The sequence below is a fragment of the Marinobacter sp. UBA2498 genome, from assembly GCF_002341575.1.
Classification (GTDB): Bacteria; Pseudomonadota; Gammaproteobacteria; order Pseudomonadales; family Oleiphilaceae; genus Marinobacter; species Marinobacter manganoxydans.
Map to the genome: position 1 here is coordinate 1 of NZ_DDOI01000062.1, position 2371 is coordinate 2371.

The 2371-nt window shown below is 57.7% G+C and carries 3 protein-coding genes; all 3 read right to left on the reverse strand.

Annotated features, from left to right (window positions below):
* Window positions 1–861: phosphotransferase family protein (locus B2W52_RS07800; RefSeq protein ID WP_286802324.1), on the reverse strand; the 861-nt coding region annotated here is incomplete at its 3' end.
* 52 nt (window positions 862–913) lie between these two features.
* Complete coding sequence (locus B2W52_RS07805) at window positions 914–1732, reverse strand: SDR family oxidoreductase (protein WP_053114653.1); 819 nt, start codon at window positions 1730–1732, stop codon at window positions 914–916.
* A 172-nt stretch (window positions 1733–1904) separates the two neighbouring features.
* On the reverse strand, window positions 1905–2371 hold a 467-nt coding region (locus B2W52_RS07810; protein WP_286802327.1), incomplete at its 5' end, for an acyl-CoA dehydrogenase family protein.

Here is a 2371-nt window from a genome sequence, read left to right on the forward strand (position 1 = left end):
ATACTCCACCACCTCCTTGCGGGTGAGCATGCCCGGGCGATGGGTTGGCTGGCGGCGCAGCATCTGGAACGGGCCTTCATCATCGGCTTCGATCCAGTAAGCCAGGCTGTTACCCAGATCCATCAGCGGATCACCGATGGTGGCCATTTCCCAGTCCAGCACGCCGATGACCTCGAACGGGTTGTCCGGATTCAGCACCACGTTGTCGAAGCGGAAATCGTTGTGGATCACCACCTGGGCAATGTCGTCGGGCATCTTGTCATTGAGCCAGCTCATTACCTGCTCAAAGTCACCCACATCGTCGGTGCGGGCCTTGCGGAAACGGTCGCTCCAACCGCCAATCTGGCGCTGAACGTAGCCCTCGCCCTTGCCCAGCTTGTCCAGGCCTGCTGCCTTGGCATCCACACGGTGAAGATCCACCAGTTTGTCGATCACGTTCAGGCAAAGCTTACGGGTATCGGCTTCACTGAGCTCGAAATCCTTGGGAAAGTCCTGGCGCAGGATAATGCCCTTCAACCGTTCCATCACGTAGAAATCGCAACCCAGCACGTCGTGATCATCGCAAATGGCAATGATGTTGGGTACGTAGGGATAAACCGGTTTGAGCGCCCGCATGACCTTCGCCTCACGCAGCATGTCGTGGGCAGACTTGGCAATCTTGCCAAACGGCGGCCGGCGCAAGACGTAGGACCGGTCGCCGTAATCCACCTGATAGGTCAGGTTTGAGGCGCCACCCGGGTATTGACGAATCTCTGGCTCGCCTTGCAGATCCGGGATCGCCTCTTTCATGAACCGGTCTACGGCGCCAGTGTCCAGCTCCTCGCCTTCCCGGATGTCCACGGCCTCGTCGATCTGGGTCATTCAGGACTCTCCTTTTGAATCTTCAGTTTAAAACAGTAAAAAAACCGCGCATTCAGGCCTTGCTGCCACCCATCTTGCTCATCCAGCGCTTGCTTTCCTGATGCATCAGCCAGTCGAAAGCCTTGGGCGCATGGCGTTTGAGCATCCACATGCGGCGCTCCTTGGCGTGGGGCAGTACCCAGAAGCTCTTGTTGTTGACCGACCGGAAAATATCCTCGGCCACGTCCTCGGCGGTTACCGTGGAGCGCTTCATCAGCTTGTTCACGTTCTGCTGAATGCCGGGGATATCTGAACGCATGCTGCTGGTCAGATTGGTCTGGAAAAATGCCGGGCATACACAGCTCACATGAATACCGGCATCCCGAAGTTCCTGGCTCAGGGTTTCAGACAGGGCAATTACCCCGGCCTTGGTCACATTGTAGCTATCCATCAACGGCGCCAGCATCAGCCCGGCCATGGAGGCCACATTCACAAATGCCCCGGAGCCCTGCTGCTTGAACTGCGGCGTGAACGCCTTGCAGCCGCGAACCACACCCAGCACGTTGATATCGAGAATCCACTCCCAATCCGCCATGGTGGTATCTTCAATGGAACCGGCAGAGGCAACGCCAGCGTTGTTCACCACCACATCAACGCCACCCCATTTCTTCACAAGATCATCGCGTACCTTTTCGAAATCGGTCAGGCGTCGAACATCGCACTCAACGAAGTAGCCCTCGCCTCCGGCTGCGGTAATCTCTTTCTCAACGCCAACACCCTGCTCCGGATTAATGTCGCCGATGCAAACTTTGGCGCCTTCTTTGGCATAACGCAGTGCGATGGCTCGGCCAAGTCCGCTTGCGCCACCCGTGATGAATACTCTCTGTGTCATGGTGATTCCCGTTGTATCGAATTTTTAGTCAGCTTAACTCACAGGTATACGAGAGTGGGCGGGGCTGGCCTTCTGAAACTGTGCGGAGCCATGGATGGCGTAGCCAAGCGTACATGGACGTATTCACAGCGTGTTTCAGAAGGCCAGCCCCGCCCGCTCCAACACCGAGCTATCAGTTCTTGTACTTCCGGAGCTCCAACCGGGCAACCATAGCCCGATGTACCTCATCAGGCCCATCGGCCAGACGCAAGACACGAGCATAGGCGAACAACTGAGTCAGCGGGAAGTCATCGTCGCTGACTCCGGCACCACCGTGAATCTGAATGGCCTGATCCACAATGTTCTGCAACATGGACGGAATCACCGCCTTGATCATGGAGACCTCCTGAAGCGCCCCCATGATGCCCTTCGTATCCAGTGCCCAGGCGCATTTCAGCGTGAGCAGACGCGCCTGCTCAATGGCCATGCGGGCATTGGCAATGATATCCGGATTGCCGCCCAGCTTGGCGATCGGACGCCCGAAGGCCTCACGAGTCGTTGCCCGCTTGATCAGAATCTCCAGCGTGCGCTCCGCTGCGCCGATGGCCCGCATGCAATGGTGAACTCGTCCCGGCCCAAGGCGCCCCTGGGCGATCTCGA